The organism is Corallococcus sp. AS-1-6, assembly GCF_020037015.1.
Lineage (GTDB): Bacteria > Myxococcota > Myxococcia > Myxococcales > Myxococcaceae > Corallococcus.
In genome coordinates this window covers 1-23,992 of record NZ_JAIQDE010000023.1, presented here as the reverse complement: position 1 = coordinate 23,992, position 23,992 = coordinate 1, and the positions used below count along the sequence as shown (strand labels likewise).

Below are 23,992 nucleotides of genomic sequence, written 5' to 3'. Positions count from 1 at the left end.
AACTTCAAGTCATACAGGGCTTGCGGGTTATCGATTTTTGAGATTCCCATCCGTCCGGAGTACGGGGTGGCCCGAGGGGTCGGGCTCACCCAGGGGGCGGGTCAGCTCTCAACCGGTGAGGGATTCCGGTTGGGCGACGCCGGGCGAGGCTTGAGGCGCATGGCGTTGAGCTTCTGCGCCAGCTCCGCGCCCTGGACGCTCTTGGAGATGTAGCCGTCCGCGCCGGAGGCGATGGCCAGCGAGCGCAGCTTGGCCTCGTCCGAGGCGGAGTAGAGGATGAAGCGGGTGCCGGGGGGCGCGTACTGGCGCGCCAGGCCCACGACCTTGTCCCCCTTGAGGGCGGGGAAGTTGACGTCGATGAGCACGAAGTCCGGCTCGGAGGCGCGCACGATGTTGGACACGCCCAGGGCGGACGTGTGGGTCTGCACATCGAACCCGTACGCGCTCAGCGAGCGCTGCACGAGGTCGAGCAGGTCCGGATCGTCGTCCACGACAAGGACGCGCGGTTTTGCTTCAGCCATGGCTTCTCCCTAGGTACTGACGAATCGTCTCGATGAGCTGATCGCGGTCCAGGGGCTTGGTCATGTAGGCCGTGCAACCGGCCGCCTGCGCCTTGTCCTGGTATTCGCGACCCGCGTGCGCCGTGACGGCGATGACGGGCACGTTCTGCCCATCCGGCAACGCGCGGAGCCTGCGGGTGACTTCCCAGCCGTCGAGCCGCGGCAGGGACAGGTCCATGAGGATGAGGTCCGGCGCGTCGTTGCGGGCCCGCTCCAGCCCCTGCTCGCCGTCCTCCGCCTCGATGAGGTCATACAGTCCGCCAAGATACCTGCGGACGATGTCGCGGTTCTGCTCGCTGTCCTCCACGTACAGCACGCGGGGCAGCTTGCCCGCGGACGCCGCCCGCTGGGACATCAGCAGGCCCTTCGCCTGCGCGATGACGTCCTCCAGCGCGTGGCCGCCCTTGCGCACGAAGCCCGCGAAGCCGTCGCGCAGGAGCGTCTCCTCTTCCTTGGACAGCGTCTTGCCGGTGAGCACCACCACCGGCACGGACAGCTTCTCCGCGCGCAGCCGGCGCAGCACCTCGAAGCCGTCCAGGTTCGGCATCATCAGGTCCAGCACCACCAGCGACGGCGGAGACACGCGCGCCTTGAGCAGCGCGTCCTCGCCGTTGCGCGCCTCGTTGGTGGAGAAGCCCGCGCGGCGCAGGTTGCGGCTGACCAGCTCGCGCGTGGCCGCGTCGTCGTCCACCACCAGCACGTCGCCCGTGGCGGCGGAGGCGCCCGCGGAGGCCAGGCTCTTCTGCACCACGTCCACCAGGCGCTCCGGCTCCACCGGCTTCACCAGGTACTCGCACGCCCCCAGGCTGAAGCCGCGCGCGCGCTGCTCCTCCACGGAGACCAGGATGACCGGGATGGCCGCCAGCGCCGGGTCGCTCTTGAGCTGGCTCAGCACGGACCAGCCGTCCATGCGCGGCAGGTGGATGTCCAGCAGGATGGCCTGCGGCTTCACCTCGCGGGCCAGCTTCATGGCCGCGATGCCGTCATTGGCCGTCACCACCCGGAAGCCCGCGGGCTCCAACTGGCCGGTGACGAGCTGCTGGATGAGCACGTCGTCGTCCACCACCATCACCGTGCTGCCAGGGCGCGCCATGGGCGCGAGCTTCTGGGCCACGTCGTGGAAGGGGACCAGGCGCTCCGTGGCGTGCGGGCTGTCCGCGCCCACCGTGGTCGCCAGCACGTCCGGCAGCCGCACCGTGAAGGTGGAGCCGCGGCCCAGCGTGCTCTTCACGTCCACCGTGCCGCCCAGCACGCGGGTCAGCTCGCGCACGATGGCGAGCCCCAGCCCCGTGCCGCCCACCTTGCGCGTGGTGGTGCCGTCCACCTGGCGGAACTTCTCGAAGATGAAGGGGAGCTGATCCGACGGGATGCCCACGCCGGTGTCCTCCACCGTCATCAAGAGCTCGCCGCCGCCCGCGGGCACCACCGTGAGCGCCACCTCGCCGGTGTCCGTGAACTTGGCCGCGTTGCTCAAGAGGTTGAGCATGATCTGCCGCAGCTTCAGCGCGTCGGTGCGGATCTCCTTCGCCTCGGTGTCCACGTTCACCGTGAGGGCCACGTCCTTGCCCTTCAGGTACTCCTTCACGGTGGCCATGCACTCGTCGGCCAGCTCCTGCACGTCCACCGGCTCGGTGACGACCTCCACGCGGCCCGCTTCGATCTTGGACAGGTCCAGGATGTCGTTGATGAGCGCCAGCAGCGTCTTGGCGTTCGTCTTCACCACGTTGAGGTCGCGCCGGCCGTGCGGCGTCAGGCGGCTGCCCTCCTCGCGCATGAGCAGGTCGCAGTAGCCGATGATGCCGTTGAGCGGCGTGCGGATTTCGTGGCTGAAGTTCGCCAGGAACTCGCTCTTGAGGCGCACGGCGCCCTCCGCCTCGCGGGCGCGCTCCTCTTCGTTGCGCTTGGCCACGGAGAGCTCCTGGGCCAGCCGGTCCAGGTCCTCGTTCTGCTGGCGGATGATCTCCATCTGGAGCGCGCGCTGCTGGTAGCTCGCCAGGGAGCGGGCGGACACCGCGCGCGTCTTCTTGATCTCCTCCAGGCTGGCGGCGAGCTGCTTGTTGGCGGCCTCCAGCTCATCGCGGGAGGCGCGCAGGGCCGCCTCGTTCTGCTTGCGGTCGGAGATGTCCTCCGTGACGCCCATCACGAAGCGCGCGACGCCCTGGTCATCCAGCAGCGGAATCTTGCGCGTGGCGAAGATGCGGTCCACGCCGCCCGCGCGGGCCACCTCCTCGAACGTCTTCATCTTGCGCGTCTCGAGGATCTCCGTGTCGATGGCGATGAACGAGTCCGCCTGCTCCTTGGGGAAGTAGTCGTGGTCCAGCTTCCCCAGCAGCCACTCCTTGGTGACCTTGAAGGCGTCCGCGAACGTCTTGTTCACCACCACCAGGCGGCGCGTCTCCGCGTCCTTCACGAACAGCACGAAGGGCAGCGCGTCGATGATGTTGCTGAGCAGGTAGTTGGTGCGCTTGAGCTCCACGCCCGTCATCTGGTGCTGGGCGCGCTCGGCGTGCAGGCGCAGCTCCCGCGCCACCACGAAGGGCAGGTGGCCGTAGCGGTCCTCGCAGACGTAGTCGCGCGCGCCGGCGCGCATGACGGCGGCCAGCGTGTCCGCGCTCCAGGTGGGCGCGCTCACCACGAAGGCCGTCTCCCGGCCGCGCTTCACCCAGGTGGCCTGGACGTCCTCCCAGCCCATGCCCGGCAGCTCGGAGCCCACCAGCACCAGGGCCCAGGGGCGCTCCAGCGCCTGCTCCAGGGCCTCCGGCGTGTTGGCGGGCTCCAGCGTGAGCATGGAGAGGATGTCCTCCCGCTCCAGCGCGTCGCGCATGGCGCGCGTCTCACGCTCGCTGCCCACCAGGAGCAGGGACAGGGTGTAACCGAGGGGCGCCTCGGCGTGGGCCACGTCGAACGGGTGCTGGGCCATGGTCTGGTGACTTAGTTGGAGCCGAACGCGAGCACGGTCAGCGTGGTGTTGATGTGGAACCCCGAGTAGATCTCGAAGTGCACGTTCATCCCAGCGGCGGAAGGCGCGAGCTTCATGGCCTCGGAGAGCTTCGGCACCGTGCCAGTGGCTCCCGCGTACCACATGCGTCCGCTGCAGTGGAACAGGAGGGCGGCCTGGGGGTTCTGTACCCGCCTGGGCAGCTCCTCCTGGAAGAAGTCCCGCGTCATGGCCGCCAGGTCGCCGGCCTTCATCAGGTCCAGCTCGCTGCCCTCCTCCAGGAGGTTGGCGAACAGGATGGAGCCGTCCTCCAGGGGACGCCAGGCGGCGCGGATGAAGTACTCGCGGCCCACCTTCAGCGCGGTGGGGCGTGACGCGAAGCCGCCCGGCCGCCCGAACTCCAGGTCCGCGATGTTCTCCACGCCCAGGATGTCCGCGTAGCGCCGCGCCGCGGGCTTGCCGTCAATCTCCAGCGCGCGCGTGTGCGTCTCGTCCACCTTGGTGATGGTGAGCCGCTCGCCGGTGGGCACGTACCAGTGCGAGCGCAGCGCGGCCCAGGGGGCGTTCGTCTTGAACAGGGCCACCAGCACGCCGTCGCCGGCCACCTCGCCATCCACGTGGATGAGCGCGGACTGGCGCGCGGGGTCCGTCTCCGAATCGCTGGCGCCGCCGCCCACGAGCACCAGGGTCTGGTTCTTCTCCAGGATGCCCAGCAGCAGCTCTTCCTTTTTGTAGCGGAAGCCGTCGTCAATCACGAGGCCCACGTACCGGCGCGCGTCCAGGTCCTGCTGGCGCACGCCCAATTCCTCGCACGCGCGCTTGATGGCCATGGCGCCCGCGGCGATGGCGTCCCCGGCCAGGCCGCTGCCCAGGCCCAGGCCCACCTCGAAGTCGCCGGACAGCGCGCCCATCACCACGCTGTTCTCGTGGATGCCGTTGTTGTCCAGCTCCCCGGCGGTGGTGGCGCCCACCAGCCGGGTGTCCTTGGGCAGCCGCTCCCGCAGCGCGCGGTTGAGCGCGCGCTGGTCCCGCTGGCGGGCCGCGAACAGCGTCACCAGCTTCGGCGGGGGGCCGTGCAACTGGCGCAGGAGGTCCTCGGCGACGGCGACCGGATCCGTGAGGGTGGAACGAGCCGTCTGCATCTTCACGTGCGCCATGAGGACCTCCGTGCGAACCGGCGGCGGCTAGAAGCCGCTGCCGGGGTGTGTCTTGTGACAACTGCCGGTGCACTGCTGGAACGACTCGCGGCCCCCGCCGACGTACATGGACTCGATGGGGCCGAACTTGGCCACGTGGCTCTCCGGGTAGCTCTTGTGGCACGACAGGCACGCGGCCTTGCTGGTGCGCTGCGTGGTCTCCTGCTTCAGGTGGCAGGACGAGCACTTCTCCAGGGGCGCGTCGAAGCGGTTGGAGCGCGAGTGGATGAAGTGCGTGCGCACGAAGATGGGACCTTCCAGTTCGAAGCCCAGCGGAGCATGGCACGACGAGCACGCCGCGCGGTTGTCGTTCGCATGGAGGACTTCACCCAGCTCGCCGCCCTTGCTGTGGCAGGTGTTGCACGGACCCGTGGTCAGCACCGCGCTGGTGTGCGTCTTCGTCCCCACCTGGATTTCGATGGTGCGCGACGCCGGCACGTCCTCGCCCATGTACACGCGGCGCGCCTTGGCGGTCACCAGGTAGGTGCCGGGCTTCACGTCCGCGGGCAGGGTGTAGGTCCAGGTGTCGCTCACGGGCGCGTCCCAGCGGCCGTCGTTGGGGAAGAAGGCGCCGCCGAACAGCTTGTTGGACGGGGGGAAGGTCATGAACTGCGCATAGACGCCGTCGCGCGCCGGGGTGGCGATGGTCTGCACGTCCTGCGAGTCATCCAGGAAGGCCTCCAGGTCCACGATGGTCCGGATGGGCTGGATGTCCTGCGCCGGCCCGATGAGCTGCGTCATCATCATCCGTTCCTGGTGCTTGCGGCGATAGTAGGTCGTCGTGGGGTTGAAGAAGGCCTGATAGTACTGGATCCCCGCCGGGCTGCCGGGAGCGCCCGGAGGTGCGACCTCATTGTAGGTTGGGAGGCTCCCGGCCGGGTGCAGGCGCTTGCCCTTGCCGTCCTTCAAGGTCATCTGGAAGGTGACCTGTGACCCGGGGGCGTACGTGCCGTCCTTGCGGGGCGCCGTCAGGGGCTTGATGTCGATGCCGAACCCGTAGCTGAACTCCGGCTTGGACACCTGGGTGACCGGGATGAAGTAGGGGGCGAACGGGCGCAGGCTCCAGCGCAGGCGCAGCCCCACCGTGCGGGCGTTGAACGTGAGGGTCTGCTTCTTCGCGTGCTCGTACGCGTTGCGCAGCTCCACCAGGGCCTCTTCCTCATAGGCCGTGGCGCCGGTGCAGTCCGTGAGCGAGCGGCAGTCGCGCGTCCACTGGATGGCGCGCATGCGGCGGATGAAGAAGTCGTCACGCTCCGTGCGGCGGGTGTCGTCGCTGCCGATGTTCAGCAGCACCGGCGCGCCCGTCAGCACGCCGCGCGCGTCCACCGGCTCCACCGTGAAGAGGCTGGTCGCCTTCATCCACGCCGCGTCCCGGTAGAAGCGGCGGCGGGTGAACGTGCCGTCCGGGTTCGACAGGCCCACGAACTCCTGGTCCGCCAGGCGCACACCCGCCCATCCAATGGCCAGGAAGTCGCTGTTCTGGCGCAGGCCGTCCACGCCCTCGTCCCGGGTGGCGTTGATGGAGGCGCGCAGGTCAATCTGGTTCACCCAGAAGGTCTGCCCGGCCTTCACCTTCAGCGGCACGCCCTGGCCGTTGTCCACCTCCAGCGCCAGGCCCACGGGGGCCTCGCGGTTGCCGCCGCCCATGAGGTCGCCCAGCGACAGGTCCTGGCCCTGCGTCGCGAGCTGGGGCTCGGCACCGGACTCCACGAGGGCGGAAGGCGCCAGCTCCGTGGACTCCGGACCACCGCACGCCACCGTCAGGCTGGCGAGCGCCGCCAGCAGGCTCGCGCGGCCCGCCGTGAACAGGCGGGAGGAAGTGCGAGGACACAGCTCCCGAATCGTGACAGCTCCACCCATGAGGGGACTCCTCCGAACGCGTATGTGCGGACGGCTGCCGGAGCAGCGTCGCGGCCAGTGGACCCGGGTGCCCTGGCGTCGGGGGGACGCTGGCGGAGGGTCGCGCTCAAATCCGGCTTTTGCCGGAAACAAGCAGTTCTAGCCGTACGGAGAATATCCACAATCAACAGACCGATTCAACTTCTGAGAATAATTCTACTCAGAGGAGAATCCGAACTGTTCGTGACTGGATGGGAAGGGGTCGTGGGGCGCAACCCACCCAGGAGGGTCAGGCTCGAATCACGTTTCCCGTTTCCTCCTGTGCTTCCTGGGTGAACGGGAGTTCGACGGTGAACTCCGAGCCCTCTCCGGGCCGCGAGTGGACGCGGATGGTGCCGCCGTGGGCCTCGACGAGCTGGCGGACGATGTAGAGGCCCAGGCCGAAGCCCGGCGCGCGGCTGTCCGTCGTGACCCGCTCGAAGCGGGTGAACAGGCGCTGCTGGGCCTCCGCGGGGATGCCGGCGCCGTGGTCCCGCACCGACATCTGGACCCGGTGTGAGTGCTCATCCACGTTCACATGCACCTCCACCGGCTGACCCCGGCCGAACTTGAGGGCGTTGCTGACCAGGTTGGTGAGGACGCGGTCCAGGCGCTGGCGGTCCCAGCGGCCGCGGGCCGCGCTCCGGGCGTGGACGGTGAGGGCGCAGCCGGCGGCGGCGGCCTGGTCCTCGTGGCGGGCGGCCACCTCGTGGGCCAGCTCCGCCAGGTCCATGGGGCGGGCCTCCAGCACCAGCCGGCCGCCGGACAGGCGCGACAGGTCCAGCAGGTTGTGCACCAACTGGCCCAGGCGCTTCGTCTCGTCCTCGGCCAGCAGCAGCCCCTCGCGCAGGCGCGGGTCCTGAGCGTCCGCGGGCGCGCACTGCAGGCGCACGCGGCGCAGGCGCAGTTGCAGGGAGCTGAGCGGGGTGCCCAGGTCGTGCGCCGCCACGCCGATGAGCTCCAGCGCGTTCTGCGTCGCCGCGAGCAGGCGGGCGTTGTCCAGCGCCAGCGCGGCGCGGGCGGACAGCTCTTCGATGAAGGCCTGGTCCACCGCGCCGTAGTGGCGGTGCGGCCGGGTGGACAAGAGGCACAGCGCGCCCAGCACGCGGTTGTCCACGACGAGCGGCACGCTCAGCGCGGAGCGCACGCCCAGCGCGCGCCACAGCTCCGCGCAGGTGCTGTCGCTGACGGAGGAGGGCAGCCGGTCCGGGTCCACCTCCGCGAAGCGCTCGGCGCGGCCGGTGTGCATGACGCGCGCGGGGCCGGGCTCGTCCTGGGACGGCCTGCGCATCAGCGGCTCCCACAGCCGCGCCTGGGTGGCCGCGTCCGCGCACGCCACCGCGCCGGGGCGCACGCCCTGGCCGTCCGGCAGGTAGAGCACGCACGCGTCCGCGATCTCCGGCACGCACAGGCGGGTGAGCGCGTTTCCCAGCTCCTTGGCGCCGGCCTGCGGCTGAAGGACGCGGCCGGCCTCCGCCAGCAGCGCCTGCATGCGCTCGGTGCGCTTGCGCTCGGTGATGTCGCGCGTCACCTCCGCGAAGCCCTGCAGCGTGCCCCCTTCCGCGTAGAGCGCGGTGAGCAGCGTCTCCGCCCAGAAGCGCGAGCCGTCCTTGCGCAGCCGCCAGCCCTCCGACTGGAGGCGCCGCTCGCGCGCGGCCCGCTCGCGGTGGGAGGCGGGCAGCTCGTGCGCCACCGCGTCCGGCACGTGCAGCACCTCCACGCGCTGGCCCACGATGTCGGAGGACGTCCACCCGGTGAGCCGCTCCGCGCCCGTGCTCCAGCAGGACACCGTCCCATCCGGCTCCAGGAAGCACAGCGCGTAGTCGCTCACGCCATCCATGAACAGGTGCAGCCGCTGTTCGCTCTGCACGGCCTCCGCGTGCATGGGGCCCAGCGCGTTGCGCAGCACCATCACCAGCGCGACCAGGGCGCCCAGGCCCAGCAGGCCCGCGAGGATGTCCGCGACGTGATGGAAGAGGGCCCCGTCGTCCACCGTCAGCGTGTGGGCCGCGAACACCAGGGTGGCAAGCAGGATGAGTCCGGCCAGAAGGCACACGGACAGACCCGCTCCGACCCGCTGAGCGAAGGTCCAACGTCGCAGCATGTGGCACTCCCCCCCGACGGCACCGAGCGCTTCTGTGCAGAAGGACGCTCAACATCACCGAAAAGGTGGGGTGAGCGACATCGCACTGTCGGGCAGGGTATCCTATAACCCTGTTTTTACCTGTTTGTCATGAAATCATGGACCCTACCCGCGAGGATGGGAAATTCCTGGCGGGCAGGACGCGGCGGGGCTGTCGGATGCTGGACGGTGCGCGGCGCTCCTTCCGGGAACTCGGGCCTGGAATCAAGGGGTTGGAAGGGATGGAGGTGCCTGCGAAATGGCCTTCCGGGCGCCGGGACGTTATGAGCGCCCCCCTCCTCGTCACCCGGGTGTTGCACGGCATATGGCGTCTCTCGTCGAAGGTCTGAAGGTCCGCTACCTCCCGCAGCCCGAATGGGGCGTGGGGCATCTGGTGTCGCTGCAGGAGCAGGGGGCCAAGGCCCTCATCGCCTTCCCGTCCCGCGAGGATGCGCCGGTGCTGGTGTCCACGCGCGGCGGTGCGCTGGTGCCCTATCCGTTGCCCCGGGGTGAGCCCATCCAGACGCCGAAGGGACGCAAGGCCACCATCCTGGGCGAGGAGCCGGGCGCGCGCGGGCTGCGCCGCTACGTGGTGCGCTTCGAGGACACGGGCGAGGAGGACGAGCTGCCGGAGTCCGAGGTCCGCGCGCTGGCGCCGCGCTCCGACCTGTTGTCCACGCTGCGCGACGGGCGGGTGGGGGACGCGAAGGCGTTCATGCTGCGCAAGCAGGCGCTGGTGCTGGACGACGAGCGCCGGGGAGACGCGCTGGGCGCGCTGCTGGCCAGCCGGGTGATGGTGAAGCCGCACCAGGTGGGCGTGGTGCAGCGCGTGCTGTCCGCGCGCCGGCCGCGCTTCGTGCTGGCGGACGAAGTGGGCCTGGGCAAGACGATTGAAGCGGGCATGGTGTTCAGCGCGCTGCGGCTGGTGGGCCTGGCGCGGCGGTGCATCGTCGTGGCGCCCAGCCACCTCACGGTGCAGTGGCTGGTGGAGCTGTTCCACAAGTTCAACCAGCTCTTCACGCTGATGGACTCGGACCGCTACGAGCAGTCGCTGAAGGAGGCGCCGGACGTCTCCCCGTGGGCGCGCTTCCCGCTGGTGGTGACCAGCCTGGAGCTGCTCAGCCGCACCCGCGAGCACCGCGAGGAGGTGGCCGCCGAGGACGCCTTCTGGGACCTGGTCATCATCGACGAGGCGCACCACCTCAAGGGCGAGAAGGCCTTCGCCGCCGCGAAGGGGCTGGCCGCGAACTCGTGGGGCCTGCTCCTGCTCACCGCCACGCCCATGCAGTTGGACCCGGCGGAGTACCACGGCCTGCTCACCCTCATCGACGCGGCCACGGCGCCGTCCGTGAAGGGCTTCGAGGCGCGGCTCCAGCGCCAGGAGGAGCTGTCCGCCGCGGTGCGCGCGCTCATGGAGGGCAAGGGCGACGGCCAGGACGCGAAGGCCGCCGTGGCCGCGCTGGCGAAGCGCTTCCCGGAGGACGCGCGGCTCCAGACGCTGAAGGACAGGGAGGCGCTGCTCGCGCACCTGGCGGAGACGTACAGCCTGTCGGACCGGCTGGTGCGCAACCGGCGCGCGGTGGTGGGCGGCTTCTCCACGCGCAGGCTCCACCGGCACCCGGTGCGGCTCACGCCGGAGGAGCTGAAGGCGCGCGATGCGGCCCTGGCCACGCTGGCGAAGGGCACGCTCCGCGGCGCGCCGCTGGCCAACGTGCTGCGCCGGCTGGAGTCCAGCCCCGCGGCGTTCGCGGGCGCGGTGAGGTCCAACCCGGCGCTCAAGGGCGCGGACCTGAAGCTGACCGGCCGGGACGCGAAGCTGCTCGCGTTCGTGGACGTGCTGCGCGGCGTCTGGAAGGCGGAGCCGCGCGCCAAGGTGCTCGTGTTCACGGAGAGCCGCGACACGCTGGAGTCGCTCCAGTCGGAGCTGTCGCGCGAGGGCGTGGAGGCGCTGGGCTACCACGGCGACCTGCCGCTCGTGGAGCGTGACCGGCAGGTGGCGCGCTTCCGCGACCCGGAGGGGCCCCGCGTGCTCCTGTGCACGGAGGTGGGCGGCGAGGGCCGCAACTTCCAGTTCGCGCACCACCTGGTGCACTACGACCTGCCGTGGAGCCCCTCCACGGTGGAGCAGCGCATCGGCCGCCTGGACCGAATCGGCCAGGCGCACCCGGTGGAGATCCACGTCTTCGACCCCGCGGGCACGCTCGCGTCGGACGTGCTGATGCTGCTGGCGGACGCCGTGGGCGTCTTCGGTGAGACGGTGGGCGGCCTGGACGCGGTGCTGGAGGAGGTGGAGGACCGCATCGCGGACCTGGCCCTGCTGCCCCGCGAGGCGCGCGTGGAGTACGCCGCGGAGCTGAAGGCCCGCGTGGAGGCGGCGCGCGAGCAGGTGAAGCGCGCGTACGACCCGCTGCTGGACGTGCGCAGCTTCGACAGGCCCGCCGTGGCCCGGCTGGTGGCGCGCGCGCAGGAGCGCATGGGCGAGGAGCCCGAGGAGGACTCCGACGAGGAGGCCGCGCCTCTGGAGGACGGGCTGTGGAGCGTGGCGCGCGACCTGGACGAGCGCCTGGAGGAGACCGTCACGGAGCTGGCGCGCCGCGTGGGCATTGGCGTGGACACCGACGAGCAGGTGGAGGCCTTCCAGGTGGCCTTCCAGTTCGGCCACGCGCTCAACGTCGAGGGACTGCCCGGCATCGACGTGATGCAGGACCGCACCGTGCTGGGCACCTTCTGGCGCGACACCGCCGTGGAGGCGGAGGAGCTGGAGTACTTCGCCACCGGCCACCCGCTGGTGGAGGCGCTGTTCGGCTTCCTCAAGGACGGCCCCTACGGCCGCAGCGGCTTCCGCCACATCGAGAAGCGCGGCGTGAAGAAGCCCGCGCGCGGCCTGGAGCTGCTCTTCCACGTCCAGCTCCCGGAGCCCCAGGACACCTCGCCCGGCGCCCGCGTGCCCAGCCGCCAACTGGCGCGCTTCCTCGCCCGCACCCTGCTGCCCGTCGCCGTGGTGGACGGCCCGCAGGGCCCCGTGGCCGACCCCTCCGTGCTCGCCGCCCTGGAGTCGGAGGGCAAGGCCCTGAAGGGGGACGAGGTCCACCAGGCCTTCCCCGGCTTCGGCGCCTTCGTGGACGCCGCGCTGCCCGTGGCCCTGGCCGCCGCCGAGGCGGAGCTCGGCCGGTCCGCGAAGAAGGCCCGGGCCGCCATCGAGGCGGAGCGGGACGCGGCCGCCGCCCGCCTGCGCCTGTCCCTCTCCCACCAGGGCCTGCCCCCGGAAGCGGTGGACGCCCAGGTTGACGCGGAGCGCCATCACTACGAGCGCCTGCTCCAGGCGCTCGCGGGGGCGAAGGTGGTGCTGGACGCGGCCTGCGGGTTCACCCTCAATCGCTGAGTAAACAGTTGTGTCACAATGGAATCGTCACGGCCGGCGTTCCGGCCATTTGACCGATTCCCCAATCATCGAGAATCTAGGAGGAAGGCAGCCTCCCCCATGGCCCTTCCCCCTTCCCTCCGTCGGCAGCACCAGTCCGGTCAGGCCGCCGTGGAGGCGGCGCTGTGCATGCCGCTCGTGGTGTTCATGGTGCTGGGCACGCTGCAGCTCTTCATGCTGCTGCAGGGCCGCATCCTGGCGCAGGTGGCGGTGTACCGCGCGGTGCGCGCGGGCAGCTTGAACCACGGAAGCTGCGAGGCGATGACGCACGCGGCCCTGGTGACGATGCTGCCCACGGTGGAGCACACGCGCACACCCGCGCAGTTGGCCAACGCCTTCGACGCGCGCAAGCGCAACTTCCTGCGCGTGCGCGGCTCCAAGGGGACGCTCTTCACCGAGGGGCCCATGGTCGAAATCGTCCGCGAGTCCCCGAGCGTCGCGTGGGTGCGCGGCCATGGGGAGGAGGACCTGCTCTTCGACGTGCCCACGGACGACGCGGCGCTGATGCGCCAGCGCACGCTCGAGATCCGCATGGTGGCCTGGTACTACATGCGCATCCCGTTCGCGGACTGGGTGATGAGCCGCATGTTCCTGGCCCAGTTCCACCTCAAGAACTACACGGACGCGAACCCGCTCAACCCGGCGCAGAAGAAGTCGGACTGGTGGGCGGACACGGACGTGGAGCTGGGGCCGGATGACTGGCCCGGCGGCGACCTGGGGGACCGGATGGTGCGCTGGAACGCGCAGGGGCACTACCTGTTCCCCATCCAGGTGCACGCGGCCATGCGGATGATGACGCCCGTGAAGGCGGCGAACTTCCAGGGAGGTGCCGGATGCAGCCTGCACGGCTTCTGAGGCACGGACGCGGCCAGGCGCTGGTGCTGTTCTCGCTGACGCTCCTGCTGCTGACGTTGATGGTGCTGGGGACGCTGGGCTTCGGCATGCGCGCCAAGGAGCGCGTCGAAATCCAGATGGCGGCGGACGCGGCGGCCTACAGCCAGGCGGTGTCCACGGCGCGCACGTTCAACGCCATCGCGGTGATGAACCGCGCCCAGATTGCCCACATGGTGGCCATGGCGGGCACGCAGTCGATGATCAGCTACGGCAGCCAGCACTACGCCGCGCGGCAGGCGTCCCCTTGCGCCATGCCGTCCACCGTCTGGTCCGGCCTGGACGAGGCGGCGGCCACGCAGGTGGCGCAGTTGCAGGGGCGCGCGAGCACCATGTTCCGCGCGGAGCTGGCCATGTACAACACGCTGGTGGGCACGCACCTGGCGGGCCAGAAGCTCACGAAGCACATCGCCCGGGAGGTCAACGGCGAGCTGGACGCCCCGCCCGCGGGCGCCAACAAGTCGCTGGCGGAGGTGTCGGGCGGGTCGTCCACCGGCACCAGCTTCGAGCAGTTCCAGGAGCAGGAGCGCACCGGCGGCGTGCCGGACAGCTCCGGCGCGGTGGCGCTCGCCGGAGGGCAGAGCACCGTCAACCTGAACGCCACCATGGGCAGCCTGGGCTGGACGTGGGTGCACAACCGGGCGTCCGGCAGCGCGGGCTTCGGCTCGGGCGCCGCGGCGCACAACCCCGGCTTCAAGCGCTACGGCAGCGCCTCCTCGATGGACTCCTCCACGTACGAGACCATCTCCGGCCGCAACTCGTGGGCGCACGACCACGGGCGCGCGGTGGTGGTCACCTGCCCGGACGGCACCGTCGTCCCCGGCGCCGCGACGGACGCGTGGGTGATGTCCGACGAGCTCCAGTCCAAGCAGGACCAGCACGTCTACGGCGCGGGCAAGCCGCCCCCGGGGCAGGGCGCGGAGAACAACACCACCGTGGACGAGCGCCACACGCTGGGCGCCTGCAACGTGTGCCCCGGCATCTGGCCGCACGCGGTGGGCTTCAACGCGGGGCACCTGAACGGCGCCCGCCCGGATGAGAACGACTTCGGCCAGCCCAAGCTGTACGCCATGCTCCACCGCGACTACGCCAGCGCGTCGCGCCGGGCGAAGCCGGACCCGTGGAACCTGCTGTTCACCTTCAAGTTCGCGAACCAGGAGACGGAGTTCGACAACGCCGCGCCGCTGGGGCGCATCCAGCCCACCGGCCTGGAGGACGTGCAGCGCAACCAGGTGGCCCTGTCCGCGGGGCTCGCCTACTACCACCGGCCCCGGCCGGCGGCGGCGGGCGGCGGCTGGGAGGAGCCCCCCAACTTCCTCAACCCCTTCTGGCGCGCCACGCTGGTGAGCACCGAGGGCGCCCGCGACGACAAGCCCGCGCGCAGCCTGCAGCAGGCGGGCTTCACCGAGCACGCGGACGCGCTGCGCCGGCTGGACGCCGCGGGCTACCGGGGCGGCAGCAAGACGGGCGGGCGGTACTGATGGACGCGAGGGCTTCCAGGTCGCGCCGCGGACAGGCGCTCGTCGAGACGGCGCTGGGGTCGCTGGTGTTCGTCACCGTGCTGATGTTCGGCATCTACTTCGCGGAGGTGAGCGCGCTGACGCTCAAGGTGCAGGAGGCCGCCAACTTCGCGCTGTGGGAGGCCACCGGGCACGTGATGCACAACCCTCAGAACGGCGTCTTCCAGCGCTCCCACGCCGAAGCGCTGGCGTCCGCGGAGGCCGCCGGGCGCTACCAGGACTTCGACGGGCGCGCGGGCCGCACCAGCGGCGCCATGACGTTCCAACTGGCCCTGGCGCGCGCCACGCGCATCCAGGTGGACTGCGAGCCGACGCGGCCCGCGGGCAGCGACATCCAAATCCTGGGCACCCGCCCACAGGACGCGGATCCGGTCACGACGGCGCTGAGCCAGGCCATGGACGTGCAGTCGGACGGCATCTCGTGCACCGCCTCCACCCGGATGCGCGCGGAGCGGCTGGGCACGTTCATGGAGCCGGAGTTCTTCAAGGTGTCGCACCGGCGCGCCACCGACCCGTTCGTGGTGTGCGCGGCGGGGCGCGCGTCCAACGGGCGCTGCACCCGGCGCTTCTTCATGCTGCTGGACGACTGGGGCCTGTCCACCGTGGCTCAGGGCCAGGAGTGCCCGCTCCAGATCGACAGCGGCGGCGCCTGCGGGAACCTGGACTACTACAACTGGGCGCAGCGCGTGTACCGCGAGAACGGCGGCGGCGGGAACGCGGGCAGCGCGCTGATGGCCGGCGTGGGCGCGGAGGGCGGCGTGAACGAGGACCAGTTCTTCATGAGCTTCCGCGGCCAGGAGAGCCACTACGAGCAGAGCATCGGCGGCTCGCACGCGGGCAACCAGACCGTCTGGGAGACGACGCCCTTCAAGGCCACCAACATCAGCCCCAAGTACGACGTCCACCGCGAGGGCAAGTGGCTGGGAGGCGTGCCGCATTGAGCCGGGCCGGGCGCGTGGCGGGCGCGGCGCTCTGCCTGATGCTGGGCCTGTCCGCCCGGGCCCATGCGTCCCCCGACGCGGGCGTGCCGGACGCGGGCCCACCGGCCGGGCCTCGCTTCGCGTGGCCCCAGCTCCAGGTGCTCGCCCACGTGGAGTCCAGCGACATCGTGGAGGCGGGGGGCATCCCGGTGGCGCTGCGCGCGGTGCACGTGAAGGAGAACATCCGCGACCTGGTGCAGCGCTTCGCGGACGCGTTCCGCGACGGCGGCCTCTACGTGCCGCCCGGCAAGGAGCAGGCGCAGTACGCGAACAACGCCGCCATGCTCACCGCGTTGGACCCGAAGCGGCGCATCACCTACACCGTGGTGATGATGCCGCAGCCGGACGGCACCACCACGCTCTACCTGGGCGAGGCCAACCACGCGCTGGCGCGTCCGCAGGACGCATCCGGGGACTTCGCGCCGCTGCCGCCACAGGCGAGCGGCGTGCTGCGCGTCAACGCGGAGGGGTCGCGCACGCTCACCTTCCAGGCGCCGCTCACGGGGCCGCAGGTGGAGGCCTTCTACGAAGCCGCCCTGACGAAGGCCGGGTGGAAGCGCGGCGACGAGCCCGGCGTGTACTCGCGGCCCGGCGCGGAGCTGCGGCTCACGCACCAGCCTTCCAAGGACGGCCAGCGCGACGTGGTGCTCATCCAGCAGCAGCGCGCGCGCTGATCAGGCGCGCAGCTTCTCGCGCAGCGCCTTGGCGCGGCCCTGCATGTCGGGGTCCAGGCCGGTGAGCTCGATGGACTTCAGCCGCTGGTCCAGGCTCTTGGGCAGCTTCTTCTGGAGCGTGCCCGCCTCCTGGAGCGCCTCCAGCTTCGCCAGCGCCTTGTCCACGATGCGCTCGCGCGGGTGGTCCAGGAGGCTGTCGAGGAAGTACGCGTCCTCGGGCATGTCCGGATACTTCTCCAGGTAGTCCACCACGCCCTTCACCCAGTCCGCGCGCGTCTCCGACTCCTGCACCTTGCGCAGCGCGTCCTTCTGGGCCTTGCGCTTGCCCTCGGGGTCGAACGTCTTGGCCAGCCCTTCGGGCAGCTCGCCGCCGGTGAAGAGGGCGTCCGCGGCCGTCTTGTATTTCTGGTAGCTGGCGCTGCGCTCCAGCTTCTGCTGCGCCGGGTCGTCCTGGCGCGAGTGGTACTTGCTCTTGCCGCGCTGCGCGTCCAGCTCGCGGTAGGACTTGTTGCGCTTGCCGGTGAAGCCACCACCGTCGTTGTCGTCTCGGGCCATCTTCATCTCCCCTTGCGGGCGCGCCACAGCGCCGCCAGTCCCCGCCGGACGAGGGTGCGCACCTGCGCCAGCTCCTCGGGAGCGAGGGGGTGCTCCTCGTCCTGCTCCGCCTCGAACAGCGCTTCCTTCACGTATTCCTGGAGGGCGTCCGGCGCGGGCGGCGCGTCCGGTTCCCTGTCCAGGGCCCTGGCATCCACGGCCGAGAGCCCCGGTGGCCAGCCCAGCTCCAGCATGGCGTGCAGATCGAAGAGCAGGTGGCGGGCGACCCCGTAACCTTCGTCCGTGAGGCCAGCGGCGTCAAGCGCACCCAGCAGGCTGTCCTGCCGGTTCTCGTACGCATGCATCAGCCGCGTGCGCGCCTTGTCGTCGTCCTCCAGGTAACGCCAGGCGGCCTCCACGAATTCGCCGGAGGGCTCGTGCGGATGGAAGGGCGCGGGCGCCTGCAGCCGCTCCTTCTTCGGGCGCGGCGGGCGGGGGCCGTCCTCCAGCCGCACCGCCTTCCCCTCCAGCACCACGTCCCAGAGGCCCAGCAGGTTCTGGTACAGGCGGCGCGCCAGCTCCGCGTCCGGGAAGCGGGGCTCCCCGTCGAAGAGGGTGGGAATCACCTGGCTGGCATCGGCGCCTTCCGCGCGCGCCTCGCGCATGCGCTCGAGCACGTCGGCGGTGTCGCAGGGACTGCCAGCCAGCTCCAGCAGTCCGTCGAGCGTCTGTGCACCCTCGAACTGGCGGACGAAGTCGGGGGCTCGGTTCTTGGAACGGCTCATCGTGGAATGGACGGTAGGCACAAGGCGGGCATCCGCGCACGGGGCAATCACGCCGGGGAAGGGCGCGGCTTCCGTTTCGGGCGCCGCGCCCCTACTGTGCGGCAGTCATGGCCGTGGAAACCTCGTCCGACCCCTTGAAGTCCGCGATGCAGGAGCTCTACCGCGCTCGCGCGGTGGAAGGCCCGCTGGGGGAGAACGGCCTGCGCACCGTCTGGCACCTGTCTCCCCAGGGCGCGGAGTTGATGTCCCTGGTGGACGAGGACGGCCGGGTGCGCCGCCAGGAGCTCACGCTGCTGGATGAACACTGCATCTGGGCCAGCGGCCAGGGCGTGCGCACCGGCCGGGTGGAGGCGGGCGAGGCGCGGCCCGTGTCCACGGAGGTGCGCGCGGACCCGGAGCTGGTGCCGCAGCGGCTGGTGCGCGCCGCGCAGGCGCTCGCCACCTACGAGGGCCAGGACCGTTACATCCTGCACATGCAGCGCGTGCTGGCGCTGGCGCGCGAGGGGCTGGAGATGTCCAGCGTCACGTCGCCAGGGCCCCTGTCCCCGGGCCGCGACCCCGGCGCGCGGGAGACCGTCGCCACGCGGACCGTGACCTTCACGCCGGTGGCGCCGCCCGCGCGCGAGGACGGCCCGGCCGCCGCTTCAACGCCCGCGCCCCAGGTGGCCCCGGAGCCGGAGCCCGTGCTGCTGCGGTACGGTGAGCCGCTGCCCAACGAGGTCCTGCCCCCGGTGGTGCGCAAGTCGGAGGGGCTGGTGATGGTGGCCGTCTTCGGCGTCGCCGTCGTGGTGGGGCTCCTCATGCTGTTCTTGCTGCTGCGGGGAAGCTGAGCCGCAGGGGCGAGCGCTCGCCCATCAGGTGCGTCACGTCCGCGTCGGTGGGGACCGGGCCGGACGTCCTGCGGCCGGTGGTGACGCGCTCCGGGCCCAGCGTGGTGTGCAGCGGGTGCGCGTCCAGCACCAGCAGGACGGCCACCGCGGCGGTGAGCACCAGGCCGCCCACCCAGTCCAGCGCGCGCGCCCGCCGGGCCTCCGCCGCGCGGTACGTCATCAGCCAGGCGAAGCCCAGCACCAGCAGGCAGGAGAAGCAGCTCCAGCGCACCGTGCGCAGCCGCGCCGCCTGCGCCATGCCCTCCGCCATCAGGTCCGGGCGGAGCGCGCCGGGGGCCCGCGACAGGCGCGACAGCAGCGTGAAGAGCTGGTGCGCCTCCAGCGTGCCCACCACCGCCATGCCCGCCAGCGCCGCGGACACCAGGCTGCCCAGAAGCAGGCTGCGGCGCGTGTGGTCCTTCACCGCCCGCGACGTGTTGAGGCGCGCCACGCCCAGCGCCACCGACAGCGCGCCCAGCAGCACCGCGCTCGTCCAGGCGCCCAGCAGCCGGGGGGCCATCGCCTTGCCCAGCCCCGCCGTCAGCGCGAGGCCCGCGTCCGTGGCCGAGGCGGACACCATGGGCAGCGCCGCCTGCATCCGCTCCAGCGACACCTCCGTGCCCAGCAGCCCCAGCGTCCACGGCACCGTCGCCATGCCCACCATCACCGCCAGCGGCACCGCGCGGCCCAGCAGCGTGGAGCCCGCCGCCAGCATGAGCAGCGGCACCTCCACCAGCAGCGCCAGCCCCAGCAGGAGGGAGAAGCCCCCCGCGGAGCTCACCACGCTCATCAGCGTGGCGGGACTGCCCAGGAGCACCGGCAGCGTGCCCCCCAGCACGCACACCGTGGCGGGGACGGCGAACGCCACGACGAACAGCCCGGGCGCGACGTGAGGTCTGACTGGAACAAGCATTTCCAGTGAGGATAGGGGGTCCGTGATTCCTTGTAATTCAGACGGGGGGACGCCCCACGAGCCAGTACACGACAGAGCAGACGGCGCCGGCCAGGGGCGCCAGCACGATGCTCCAGAGCAGCGTCTGTCCGCAGTCCGCGCCCTCGCAGCCGATGCGCCCGTAGGCGAGCACGCCGCCCGCGAGCATGGGCACGTGCATGCCGGCGATGAAGAGCCCCAGGCCGCGCAGCACGAGCCCCCGGTACCAGGGCCGCGTCCACAGCCGGAAGACGAACGGGACGAGCACCAGGGTGCCGGTGAACGCGGCGGCCAGCGCGAAGTGCCGGGCGGCCACCGCGACGCACGCGCCCGCGGCCAGCAGCAGGGCGGGCACCAGCAGGAGCGCGTTGAGCGACAGGGGCTCTCGTTCGCGGGGCGGCGTCGGAGGCATGGACCGGGGCGGAAGGCTCGCAGGGCGTGCCCGGTCGCGCAAGCTCGGCGGTGGCGTGGGACGGATGGGCACGGGGGCCCATGAACACCCCTTCGGAAGCGAAGGCCATGGCCCCGCGGGGCGGCGTTCAGGCGGCGACGGCGCCCTCGCCCAACAGGCGCGCGTAGCGGCCCCGCAGCGCGAGCAACTGCTCGTGCGTGCCTGCCTCCACCACCTGTCCGCCCTCCACCACGGCGATGAGGTCCGCGTCGCGCACGGTGCTGAGCCGGTGCGCGATGACCAGCACCGTGCGGCCCTTCATCAGCGCCTGGAGCCCCGCGCCCACCGCCGCCTCGCTGGTGGCGTCCAGGGCGCTCGTGGGCTCATCCAGCAGCAGCAGGGACGGGCGGCGCAGGAAGGCGCGCGCCAGGGCCAGCCGCTGCCGTTGTCCGCCGGACAGGCGGCTGCCCCGCTCGCCCACGGGCTCATCCAGGCCGCCGGGCAGCGCCCGCACGAAGTCCTCCGCGTGCGCCAGCCGCAGCGCCTCCCACAGCGCGTCGTCCGGCGCGTCCGGCTGGCCCAGGCGCAGGTTGTGGCGCACGGTGCCGGAGAAGAGGACCGGCTCCTGCGGCACCCACGCGAGCTGCGCGCGCACGCTGGACGCCTTGAGCGAGGACAGCGGCAGGCCGTCCCACTTCACCTCGCCGCCGCTCGGCGGCAGGAAGCCCAGCAGCACGGAGAACAGCGTCGTCTTGCCCGCGCCGGACGGGCCCACCAGCGCCACGCGCGCGCCCGCGGGAATCGTCAGGTCCACGCCCTTGAGGGCCTCGCGTCCGTCCGAGTAGGTGGCGCGCACGCCGGACAGCTCCAGGGCGCGCGACAGGGGCGGCGCCTCCGCGCCCACGTCCGGCGGCACCGGCGAGTCCGCGAGCGCGAACAGGCGCTCCGCCGCCGCCAGCCCCGTGAGCACCTGGGACAGCGTGCCGCTCAGCGACTTCACCGGCTGGTAGAGCAGCAGGGCCGCCGCCATGAAGGACAGCAGCCGGCCGGCCAGCGTCGGGTCCATGGACACCGCGCGGGCGCCCCACGCCACCGCCGCCGCCACGCCGACGATGCCCAAGAGCTCCACCGTGGGGCTGAAGGCGCCGCGGATGAAGAGCGAGCGGCGCATCTCCGCCAGGTAGGCCTCGGCCTCCGCGTCGAACGACTCCAGCGCGCGGGGCACCGTGCCGTAGGCCTGCACCACGGGGAGGTTCTGCAACTGCTCGGCGGTGATGGCGCTGAGCGCGCCCAGGTTCGCCTGCGAGCGGGTGGCCACCTTCTTGAGCGACCGCGCGAAGCGGCTCACCGGCACCACCGTCACGGGCACGACGACGAACGTGAAGAGAAAGAGTTTCGCGTCGATGAGGAAGCAGGTCGCCAGCAGTGCGCAAATCTGCAGCCCATCCCTCACGTACGATGACAGCGCCTGGGTGACGGAGAACTCCACCAGGGGTACGTCCGAGGTGAACCGGGAGACAAGCTCTCCTGAGTGCCGCTGCTCGAAGAACGTCGGCGGCTGGGCGAGCAGCCGGCCGTAGAGAAAGCCCCTCAGGTCGGCCATCACCCGCTGGCCCAACCGCTGCATCAGGCCGCCCTGGAGGAACTGGGCGGTGGCCTTCACCAGCGCCACCGCGACCACCAGCAGGGGCAGCCGGGACAGCAGGGCCTCCGGCGCCAGGGTCATCCCCGCGACGGTGACGGGGGCGCCGGTGAGGATGGCGCGCAGCAGGGGCCCGACGATCCAGGCGTACGCGGCCGTGGCGGCCGCGGCGGTGAGCGAGGCCAGCGTGCCCGCCAGGAGCAACCGGCGGTACGGGCGCAGGTAGCCCAGGAGCCGGCGATAGACGTGCGCGGAGGGACGGGGTGCCACGGAGGGGGCGCACTCTGTCACCGAGGCGACGGTGCCGTCCAAGCCAAAGGGAAGTGGGAAGCGCGCGTGCATGGCCGCCCGCCCCACGGCCGGTCAGGGAGCGCTCGCGCCCGCCTGCGTTGCCGCATCCCACACACGCGGACAGCTTGAGATGCGCCATGGAAACCAACTCCGAGAAAGAAGTCCTGTTCAATCCCGGCTGCGAGTCCGTCGTGGATGATGAAGAGCGCCGCCGTCTGCTCTGGCTGATGGCCGAGTACTTCCGCACCATCGGCTACTCGGACATCAAGGCGCGGCTCCCTGGCTTCATGCCGCCGCCCGTGCTCTCCGGCACCATTGAAGACCACCGGCCGGACTTCACCTGCCGCCAGTCCGACTCCGCCCGCACGCCCATCATCCTGGAGATCGTCACCCCGGGCATGGTGGATGATCCGACCGCGGAGAACCGCTGGAGCCTGCTGGCGAGCGCCGCGAAGCTCTACAACGCGGAGCTGCACTTCGTGGTCCCCAAGTGGTCCATGAACGGCCCCGTGGACCCGGCCCTCAAGCGCCGCCTCGCTCGCATGGAGCTGACGGTCAACCGCGTCTGGACCGTGTAGCGCACGACCCCTGCTTCACGAAGGGTTGGACCCGGGCCTGGATTGCTGGCGTGTTTCGCTGCGTTATAGTGACTCCGATTCTCTACGCAGCTTGAAAACGCCAGCAAATTCCAGGGGTTCGATTCAATGGCAGGGGCCGCAGGGCAGAAGCGCGACTACTACGAGGTCCTGGGCGTCCAGAAGAATGTCTCGGCGCAGGACCTGAAAAGCGCGTTCCGGAAGGTCGCGTTGCAGTACCACCCGGACCGCAACCCCGGGAACCACGAGGCCGAGGAGAAGTTCAAGGAGGCCTCGGAGGCCTACGAGGTCCTGAGCGATCCAGACCGGCGCACGAAGTACGACCGCTTCGGACACGCGGGCAACCCCTTCGGGGACGCGGGCGGCGGCTTCCAGGGCGTCAACATCAACGACATCTTCGGGGAGATCTTCGGCGACATCTTCGGGGGTGGCGGCGGGCGTGGCCGGCAGCGTCAGAGCCGGGGCGCGGACCTGCGCTACAACCTGGAGATCAGCTTCGAGGAGGCGGCGTTCGGCTGCCGCCCGAAGGTGACCATCCCCCGTCCGAAGAAGTGCGAGACCTGCTCCGGCTCCGGCAGCAAGAGCGGCGCGGCGCCCCGGCAGTGCGCGGCGTGCGGCGGCAGCGGGGAGCTGCGCTACTCGCAGGGCTTCTTCGCGGTGTCCCGGCCGTGCGGTGACTGCGGCGGCTCGGGCGCCACCATCCCGGATCCGTGCGCGAAGTGCCGGGGCTCCGGCAAGACGCCGTCGGAGGAGGTCATCGAGGTCGCCATCCCGGGCGGCGTGGACAACGGCACGCGCGTGCGGCTGGGCGGCATGGGCGAGCCGGGGGACCGGGGCGCGCCCGCGGGCGACCTGTACGTGACGGTCATCGTGCGCGAGCACCCGCTGTTCCAGCGCGAGGAGTACGAGGTCTTCTGCGAGGTGCCGGTGTCCTTCACGCAGGCGGCGCTGGGCGCGAAGATCGACGTGCCCACGCTGGACGGCAAGGTGAAGATGACCATCCCGGCCGGCACGCAGTCCGGCAAGGTGTTCCGCCTGCGCGGCAAGGGCATCCCGCACCTGCACAGCCAGCAGCGCGGGGATCAGCACGTGCGCGTCATCATCGAAACGCCCACGGAGCTGTCCTCCAAGCAGCGCGAGCTGCTGGAGCGCTTCGCGGAGGTGTCCGGCGAGGAGACCCATCCCCAGTCGAAGACCTTCTTCGACAAGGTGAAGGAGCTCTTCGGCTGATTCACCTGGGGCTCTTTCCTTCGCAGGGAGAAGGAAAGAGCCATCCATGGTGGCGAGTCACCCCACTGGGACGACGACGACACGAACAGGCATTATTGACGCGGTACGCTCCAAATCCCGGATGAAGCCCGCAACATTGGGAATCCGGTGGTCTGGGTCGTAAACGAAGCAGACCAGTGTCTTGCAGTCAGGGTGTGCTTGATAGCGGGCGATGTCCGCAATGAGTTCGTCGTTCAGGTCCCTGATGCTCAGGTTTTGACGAGTCTTTTTGACTTCGATGACGATCTGCTCCTCTTTGAGGAGGAAATCGAAGCGTGGCCGACCTCCGGCGTGGCTTGGCCCGGTTTCTTCATCACGCACATCAGAGAAAGACACGAGTAGTAACGCGTGAAGGAGATCCTGAACGTCGTACTCATCTGTGATGTTAAGCGTCGGCCGGTCATCATGACGTTGCCGCAGTCGAAGGGCATCCGCTTCCGGTTTAGCCGCCGCTCCCGAGAGAAGCCTCACGCTTCCGTCGTTCGCGCTCTCGGCGCTGCTGGC

19 protein-coding genes are annotated in these 23,992 nt (G+C 70.9%); 8 read left to right on the top strand and 11 right to left on the bottom strand.

All coding sequences use genetic code 11. From position 1 onward, the window contains the following. Positions 1-101 precede the first annotated feature (101 nt). The 5 genes from K8612_RS27195 to K8612_RS27175 form a co-directional block, all read right to left on the bottom strand. The gene (locus K8612_RS27195; RefSeq protein ID WP_014393466.1) at positions 102-521 is read right to left on the bottom strand and encodes a response regulator; all 420 of its coding nucleotides are present in this window, start codon (positions 519-521) and stop codon (positions 102-104) included. Next, on the bottom strand, positions 514-3,480 hold the full coding sequence (locus tag K8612_RS27190) for a response regulator (RefSeq protein WP_223764423.1): 2,967 nt from the start codon (positions 3,478-3,480) through the stop codon (positions 514-516). Before K8612_RS27190 ends, K8612_RS27195 begins: the two co-directional genes overlap by 8 nt. An 11-nt stretch (positions 3,481-3,491) precedes the next feature. After that, complete coding sequence (locus tag K8612_RS27185) at positions 3,492-4,655, bottom strand: FIST signal transduction protein (protein WP_223739381.1); 1,164 nt, start codon at positions 4,653-4,655, stop codon at positions 3,492-3,494. A gap of 27 nt (positions 4,656-4,682) precedes the next feature. Then, positions 4,683-6,554: a cytochrome C gene (locus K8612_RS27180; protein ID WP_223764422.1), complete on the bottom strand. Its 1,872-nt coding sequence runs from the start codon at positions 6,552-6,554 to the stop codon at positions 4,683-4,685. Positions 6,555-6,822: 268 nt separating this feature from the next. Further along, complete coding sequence (locus K8612_RS27175) at positions 6,823-8,676, bottom strand: ATP-binding protein (protein WP_223764421.1); 1,854 nt, start codon at positions 8,674-8,676, stop codon at positions 6,823-6,825. Positions 8,677-9,019: 343 nt separating this feature from the next. Between K8612_RS27175 and K8612_RS27170 the strand changes: the two genes are divergently transcribed. The 5 genes from K8612_RS27170 to K8612_RS27150 all read left to right on the top strand — a co-directional run bounded on the left by K8612_RS27170 (position 9,020) and on the right by K8612_RS27150 (position 16,180). Next, positions 9,020-12,076 carry a helicase-related protein gene (locus tag K8612_RS27170; protein WP_223764420.1) on the top strand — a complete coding sequence of 1,019 codons (3,057 nt, stop codon included), beginning with the start codon at positions 9,020-9,022 and terminating at the stop codon, positions 12,074-12,076. Positions 12,077-12,175: 99 nt separating this feature from the next. Continuing rightward, on the top strand, positions 12,176-12,970 hold the full coding sequence (locus K8612_RS27165; protein ID WP_223739377.1) for a TadE/TadG family type IV pilus assembly protein: 795 nt from the start codon (positions 12,176-12,178) through the stop codon (positions 12,968-12,970). Further along, complete coding sequence (locus K8612_RS27160) at positions 12,949-14,487, top strand: pilus assembly protein (RefSeq protein ID WP_223764419.1); 1,539 nt, start codon at positions 12,949-12,951, stop codon at positions 14,485-14,487. The genes K8612_RS27165 and K8612_RS27160 overlap by 22 nt, the downstream gene beginning before the upstream one ends. Beyond that, the gene (locus K8612_RS27155; RefSeq protein ID WP_223739375.1) at positions 14,487-15,467 is read left to right on the top strand and encodes a TadE/TadG family type IV pilus assembly protein; all 981 of its coding nucleotides are present in this window, start codon (positions 14,487-14,489) and stop codon (positions 15,465-15,467) included. The genes K8612_RS27160 and K8612_RS27155 overlap by 1 nt, the downstream gene beginning before the upstream one ends. Further along, positions 15,464-16,180: a hypothetical protein gene (locus K8612_RS27150; protein WP_223764418.1), complete on the top strand. Its 717-nt coding sequence runs from the start codon at positions 15,464-15,466 to the stop codon at positions 16,178-16,180. Before K8612_RS27155 ends, K8612_RS27150 begins: the two co-directional genes overlap by 4 nt. Here the strand turns inward: K8612_RS27150 and K8612_RS27145 are convergent, their stop codons facing one another. Continuing rightward, positions 16,181-16,735, bottom strand: a complete 555-nt coding sequence (locus K8612_RS27145) for a hypothetical protein (RefSeq protein WP_171435580.1) — start codon at positions 16,733-16,735, stop codon at positions 16,181-16,183. 2 nt (positions 16,736-16,737) lie between these two features. Beyond that, entirely contained in the window at positions 16,738-17,499 is a 762-nt protein-coding gene (locus tag K8612_RS27140; protein ID WP_223764417.1) for a hypothetical protein, read from the bottom strand. Positions 17,500-17,606: 107 nt separating this feature from the next. Here K8612_RS27140 and K8612_RS27135 point away from each other — a divergent pair, with 107 nt between their 5' ends. Beyond that, positions 17,607-18,329, top strand: a complete 723-nt coding sequence (locus K8612_RS27135) for a hypothetical protein (protein ID WP_223739372.1) — start codon at positions 17,607-17,609, stop codon at positions 18,327-18,329. Here K8612_RS27135 and K8612_RS27130 read toward each other — a convergent pair. The 3 genes from K8612_RS27130 to K8612_RS27120 all read right to left on the bottom strand — a co-directional run bounded on the left by K8612_RS27130 (position 18,298) and on the right by K8612_RS27120 (position 21,602). Beyond that, complete coding sequence (locus K8612_RS27130) at positions 18,298-19,236, bottom strand: hypothetical protein (protein ID WP_223764416.1); 939 nt, start codon at positions 19,234-19,236, stop codon at positions 18,298-18,300. The two genes, K8612_RS27135 and K8612_RS27130, sit on opposite strands and share 32 nt — an antisense overlap. An 82-nt stretch (positions 19,237-19,318) precedes the next feature. Continuing rightward, entirely contained in the window at positions 19,319-19,711 is a 393-nt protein-coding gene (locus K8612_RS27125) for a hypothetical protein (protein ID WP_223739370.1), read from the bottom strand. Positions 19,712-19,838: 127 nt separating this feature from the next. Next, positions 19,839-21,602 (bottom strand): ABC transporter ATP-binding protein, encoded by a 1,764-nt coding sequence (locus K8612_RS27120; RefSeq protein WP_223764415.1) that lies wholly within the window; start codon positions 21,600-21,602, stop codon positions 19,839-19,841. Positions 21,603-21,760: 158 nt separating this feature from the next. Between K8612_RS27120 and K8612_RS27115 the strand changes: the two genes are divergently transcribed. Continuing rightward, positions 21,761-22,201, top strand: coding sequence for a hypothetical protein (locus K8612_RS27115; protein ID WP_014393482.1), 441 nt, complete (start codon positions 21,761-21,763; stop codon positions 22,199-22,201). 126 nt (positions 22,202-22,327) lie between these two features. Further along, positions 22,328-23,449, top strand: coding sequence for a molecular chaperone DnaJ (dnaJ, locus tag K8612_RS27110; RefSeq protein ID WP_223739368.1), 1,122 nt, complete (start codon positions 22,328-22,330; stop codon positions 23,447-23,449). A 57-nt stretch (positions 23,450-23,506) separates the two neighbouring features. Here dnaJ and K8612_RS27105 read toward each other — a convergent pair. Then, positions 23,507-23,992: hypothetical protein (locus K8612_RS27105; protein ID WP_223764414.1), on the bottom strand; the 486-nt coding region annotated here is incomplete at its 5' end.